The sequence below is a fragment of the Streptomyces boncukensis genome (assembly GCF_011045075.1).
GTDB lineage: Bacteria > Actinomycetota > Actinomycetes > Streptomycetales > Streptomycetaceae > Streptomyces > Streptomyces boncukensis.
The window spans coordinates 1-5,277 of sequence record NZ_JAAKZZ010000502.1; the positions used below are offsets into that span (position 1 = coordinate 1).

The window sequence follows — 5,277 nt, forward strand, 5'->3', positions numbered from 1 at the left end:
GGCGGGCCTCGTACGGCGTGGACAGCACGACCGTGGTGCGGGTGGAGACGCCCGCGAGGCTGCGGATGCGGGCCAGCAGGTGCTCCAGCTCGATGGGGGTGGCGACGCGCACCTTGAGGATGTAGTTCTCGTCGCCCGCCACGCTGTGGCACGCCTCGATCTCCGGGACCTCGGCGAGGCGTTCGGAGATGTCGTCGGGTGCGCTGGGGTCGAAGGGTTTGACCGAGATGAACGCGGTGAGGGGGAGCCCGACCGCCTCGGGGTCCACGAGCGCCGTGTAGCCGCGGATGACGCCGCGCTGCTCCAGGCGGCGCACCCGCTGGTGCACGGCCGAGGTGGACAGGCCGGTGGCCTTGCCCAGGTCGGTATAGCTCATCCGCCCGTCCTTGACGAGCAGTTCCACGATCTGCCGGTCGAGTGCTTCCACGATGGGCCACCGTACTGCCCGCGCCGCGCCCGGGCACAGCCGACGGCGCGGGCGGGCGTACGGCGGCTCAGGGGGCGTGTGACCAAGGACACATATGTGCTCCCGTGTCCTCCCGGGTGCGGCGATTACGGCTAGGTCACGGCGGGAAGTGCTTGCTGTGGCCGGAGCCCAGCCCGGCCGGTCCACCCGAGGGGGATTGCATGAGCACGATCAAGTCGGCCGAATCCGTTCGCCAGGACGCACCGGGCGAGGCCGCCGGGAGCATTTCGATCAGCGCTGCCGAGGACGCCGAGTTCTGGGCGTCCGACAGCGAGACCTATGAGAGCTACCGGGTGGTCTGCCCGGACTGCGGGCAGCCGATCGCGCTGCTCGCGCTGGAGGACGCCCTTCCGGAGCACGCGCTGTGCGCCTCTCCGTGGAACCCGTTCGGCCTGACGGTGTGCCAGGGCTCGGGCCGCGCCGTGGCGGACGCGAAGCCCTCCGGGGACGACGCGGACCAGGCCAGGGAGCGCGGACTGGGCGCACTGCTCACGCTGCCCGCTGGGCTGGACTGGCGCACCCAGCCGTTCTCCCACGTCGGCGGCCCTTCCTCGCAGCCCATGCGGGTGCCGGCGCCGGCGCGCACGCGCTGAACGGCGCGCGCCCCGCCTCCTGACACCCCTCCACCCCTCCACCGTGCCGGAGGTTTCCGCGAACGGTGCGGTACGGAAGGAGTGACCGTGCGCTCCGCGTGGTACGCGGTACGCACGGCTGAGGAGGGTGGTCATGGCGCGAACGTCCGCGAAGGAACGGAACACGGCAGTGGCACGGGCGCTGCTGGAGCGGCACGGGCAGACGTACGCGGCGCAGGCCGGAATCACCCTGCGCGACACGCCCTCGCCGCTCTACCGGCTGCTGGTGCTCGCACTCCTGCTGAGCGCCCGGATCCGGGCCGATGTCGCGGTGGCGACCTCGCGCGCGCTGTCCGGAGGCGGACTGCGCGACGCACGGCGGATGGCCGCCGCGAGCTGGCAGGAGCGCGTGGACCTGCTCGGCGAGGGCGGCTACCGGCGCTACGACGAGCGCACCGCCACCCAGCTCGGCGAGGGAGCCGAGCTGCTGCTGCGCGAGTACGGCGGGGACCTGCGGCGGCTGCGGGAGCGCGCGGGCTCCGGCGGTGTCGAGCGGGCGCTGCGCGAGGTGCCGGGGATCGGCCCGGTGGGCGCGGCCATCTTTCTGCGGGAGGCCCAGGAGGTGTGGCCCCGGCTGCGGCCGTATCTGGACGCCAAGGCGCTGCAGGGCGCGGGCAGGCTGGGGCTGCCCGAGTCGCCCGCACAGCTGGCGCGGCTGGTGCGCGAGGACGAGCTGGCGCGGCTGGCAGCGGCGCTCGTGCGCGCCGCGCTGAGTGCGGAGGTGGTGGCCGGCGTCCAGGATGCCGCGGACGCCTGAGGTGTGCCGCCAGGGCCCTTCTGACGGCTCCCCGCGCCCCGGACGGGGCCACGCCCCCCACGACCCGTCGTCAGAGGTCGAGCAGCGCCTGGACGGGAAGGTGGTCGCTGGGGAACTGGCCGTCGCGGGAGTAGGTGTTGATCTCCGCGTACCGCACCCGGGTCTTCGGGGAGGCCAGGATCCAGTCGATCCGCTCGCCGTCCGGGACCAGCGGTTTGTAGCCGTGGAAGGTCGCGTACTGCGGGGAGCGCCGTTCCGCCGCGTCCCAGGTGTCCACCAGCGTGCCCCCGCCGAGCATCGCGTCGTAGACGGGGTTGCCGTGTGCGGGCACGTTGAAGTCGCCGGTGACCAGGCGGGGCAGGGCGGAGTCGAGGCCCGCGAGCCGCTCGGTGACCAGAGCCGCCGACCGCTCGCGCGAGGGCTGGCTCTGGTGGTCGAAATGGGTGTTGAGGTGGTACAGCTCGCGCCCGGTGTGCAGGTCCCGGAAGCGGACCCAGGTGACCATGCGGACGACCCGGTTCCCCCAGGTGGCGGAGCCGATGACGTTCGGGGTGTCGGAGAGCCAGAAGTGGTCGTACTCGACGGGGGCCAGCCGGCGGGTGTCGTAGAAGACGGCCATGAACTCGCCGCGGCTGCCTCCCTCGCGGCCGGTGCCGATCCAGTCGTAGCGGTGGCCGAGGTCGGCCGCGATGTCCTGGAGCTGGTGGTACAGGCCCTCCTGGGTGCCCAGGAGGTGCGGCCGCTCGCGGTGCAGCAGGGCGCGGGTGACGGGGCGGCGCTCGGGCCAGCTGTTGGGCGGGGTGTCCGAGGCGTAGCGGAGGTTGAAGGTCATGGCGCGCACGGTGCGTCTCCCCTCGGTGGCCTTCCCCGCGCCCTCCCCCGCCGCGGGCGCCGCCTGCGCGGTGGCGGCCCGCCGTTCCTCCGCGGCGGGCCGCCGCTGCGCGGCGCGCCGTTCGCGCAGCTCGCCGGCGCCCCACAGCAGCACGGGCACCAGCGTCACGGTGAGTGCGAGCACGGCCCAGGCGTGCACGACGGTCAGCTCGGTCCCCAGGTGGAGCCCGAGCGCGAGCGTGCCGCCGAAGAGCGCGGACCAGCGCAGATGGGTGTGGAAGGTGCGCAGCGAGTCGGGGCTGCTGGAGTTGCCCTTGGGGGTGACGACGAACCGCGAGGTGCGGCGCAGTACGGCGTCCGCCAGGGAGCGGGCGTAGACGGGGGCGCAGACGACGGACATCGCCATGCCCGCCGTCCCCGCGGAGCCCTCCGGCTCGTGCGGGCTGACGTTGTAGCGGCGGTTCCAGAGGTAGAGGCCGATCTGCAGCGCCGTCGCGTCGGCGTAGAGCATCAGCCACACCGCCGGGGAGGAGATGCTGCCGACGGCGCCGAGCCCCAGGTAGAGCAGGCAGCACAGGCCGGAGAGGACCCAGTTCAGGGCCGCCATCGGGTAGTAGGCGGCCAGCAGCGCGTAGTTCAGCGTCCGGCCGGGCGGCAGGGTGGGCACGGCGCGGAAGAACTGTTTGATGAGGGTCTCGTAGGTGCCGCGGCTCCAGCGGAGCTGCTGGGTGAAGTAGTCGGTCCACGCCGTGGGGCCCTCGCCGACCGCGAGCACGTCGGGCGTGTAGACGGAGGTCCAGCGCCTGCCGGTGACGGGGTTGCGGTGCCGGTGCAGCTCCATGCCGGTGGCCATGTCCTCGGTGATGGAGTCGTACAGTCCGCCGATCTGGCGCAGCGCCGAGATCCGCACGCAGTTGTTGGTGCCGACGAACATCGCCGAGCGGTGGGCGTTTCCGGCCCGCTGGATGACGGCGTGGAAGAGGAACTGCTGGCTCTCGGCCGCCTTGGTGACGGTGTTGTCGTAGTTGCCGTACACCTGGGGGCCCACCACGAAGGCGACATCGGGGTCCCGGAAGTAGCCCAGCATCCGCTCCAGGTAGTTGGGCAGCGGCACATGGTCGGTGTCCACCCCGGCCATGAAGTCGTAGCCCGCACCGTGTTCCGCCAGCCAGGCGTTGTAGTTGCCGTGCTTGGTCTTGGCGCGGAACCTCCCGGTGGGCTGGTTCCACTCGGGGCGGCCCTTGCGGGAGAAGTGGCACACGCCGAGCCGCTCGCACAGCTCCTTGGCCTCGTCGTCGTCGCCCTCGTCCAGCAGCCACACGTCCTTGACGCCGTCGTACCGGGTGGCCAGCGCCCCCTCCAGGGTCGCGCGCACCATGGACAGCGGCTCCTTGCCGGGCACGTAGGAGGTCACGAAGGCGACCTTCTGCCCGCTGCGCGGGCGCACCGGGACCGGGTCGCGTGCGGCCAGCGTGGCGTGCGCGTTGGAGAGCACGTTGACGAGGCGGAACAGCTCGATCGCGGCGACGGCGCAGAGCAGCAGCGTGTCCATCGCGCGCAGCCAGCCCGGGGCACCCGTGCGGTGGGCCGCGTGGGCCGGCAGCACCAGCCACACCACCAGCGCCGCCGCCAGCAGCGGCGCCGCGGAGGCCAGCGCGACGGCGACCACCAGGTGGCCCCGGCTCCGCGCGCACAGGCTCCGGTACCGCACGCGGTACGGCTTGCGGGGCACCGCCTCGGTGAGCGGACCCGCGAGTGTGCTGAACCGCTCGTAGTCGTAGCCGGACAGCGGGCGCGGCGGTTCGGCGGGGGGCTGGCCCTGCTCGGGCAGGACGACGTCGGTCAGGGTCGACACACGGCAGCTCCCGGAACTGGTGCGAGCAGATGCCATGAATCAGTAGTACTAGTGAGATTGCTTAGCAAGGATGTACTTGTACGTTTTTCCGGATATCACCTGAATGGATTCGACTCAGGCTGCCGTGTTGACGCCCTGTCACCCGGAAGGGGAACCGCGCCGGAGTGCGCGAAGGGGGCCGGGCAGGCGCTCAGCCGGCGTCGGCCAGCAGCGCGTGGGCGGTGCCCGAGAACGCGTCCGCCAGCCGGAAGCGGCGCGTGCACACCGCCGCGAGAGCCGTGCCCGCCGACGGCCGGAAGCCGAGAAACACCTGCTGCCCGCAGGTGGCCCCGCCGTGGAACCACATCGGCCCGCCCGACGCGCCCTCCTGCACAAACCAGCCGATCGAATGCGTGTGCGCATGCCGGTGTCCGCGGCGCAGCACCGGCCGCTGGACGAGCGCCAGCGCGTCCCCCAGCCCGGCGCCGGCCGCGGCCGCGCCGCCCAGGCGCAGCTGCGCCTCCAGATAGCGCAGCAGATCGCCCGGGGTCGCCCGGACCGCGCCCGCCGGGGCGAAGCCGCCCATCTCCAGCGCCGGCACGGGCGTACGGCCGTCCTTCCGGTGCCCGACCGCGTCCGTGGCGGCGGTGCCCGACGGACGCAGCGCCGTCTCGTGCAGCCCGAGCGGATCGAGGACGTACCGCCGCAGCAGGCCCTCCCAGGCGAGCGGCTGTTCTCCCGGGCGCCCCGAGCACCC

5 protein-coding genes are annotated in these 5,277 nt (G+C 73.1%); 2 read left to right on the forward strand and 3 right to left on the reverse strand.

The features are described 5' to 3' along the window. On the reverse strand, positions 1 to 427 hold a 427-nt coding region (locus G5C65_RS30645), incomplete at its 3' end, for an AsnC family transcriptional regulator (RefSeq protein ID WP_165302314.1). Between the two features lie 200 nt (positions 428 to 627). Here G5C65_RS30645 and G5C65_RS30650 point away from each other — a divergent pair. Together G5C65_RS30650 and G5C65_RS30655 are read left to right on the forward strand one after the other, a co-directional pair. Then, the gene (locus G5C65_RS30650; protein ID WP_241266180.1) at positions 628 to 1,059 is read left to right on the forward strand and encodes a hypothetical protein; all 432 of its coding nucleotides are present in this window, start codon (positions 628 to 630) and stop codon (positions 1,057 to 1,059) included. A 133-nt stretch (positions 1,060 to 1,192) separates the two neighbouring features. Beyond that, positions 1,193 to 1,855 carry a hypothetical protein gene (locus tag G5C65_RS30655; protein WP_165302315.1) on the forward strand — a complete coding sequence of 221 codons (663 nt, stop codon included), beginning with the start codon at positions 1,193 to 1,195 and terminating at the stop codon, positions 1,853 to 1,855. A gap of 70 nt (positions 1,856 to 1,925) precedes the next feature. Here the strand turns inward: G5C65_RS30655 and G5C65_RS40850 are convergent, their stop codons facing one another. Together G5C65_RS40850 and G5C65_RS30670 are read right to left on the reverse strand one after the other, a co-directional pair. After that, positions 1,926 to 4,532, reverse strand: a complete 2,607-nt coding sequence (locus tag G5C65_RS40850; protein WP_420903377.1) for a glycosyltransferase family 2 protein — start codon at positions 4,530 to 4,532, stop codon at positions 1,926 to 1,928. Positions 4,533 to 4,731: 199 nt separating this feature from the next. After that, on the reverse strand, positions 4,732 to 5,277 hold a 546-nt coding region (locus G5C65_RS30670), incomplete at its 5' end, for a serine hydrolase (RefSeq protein ID WP_165302317.1).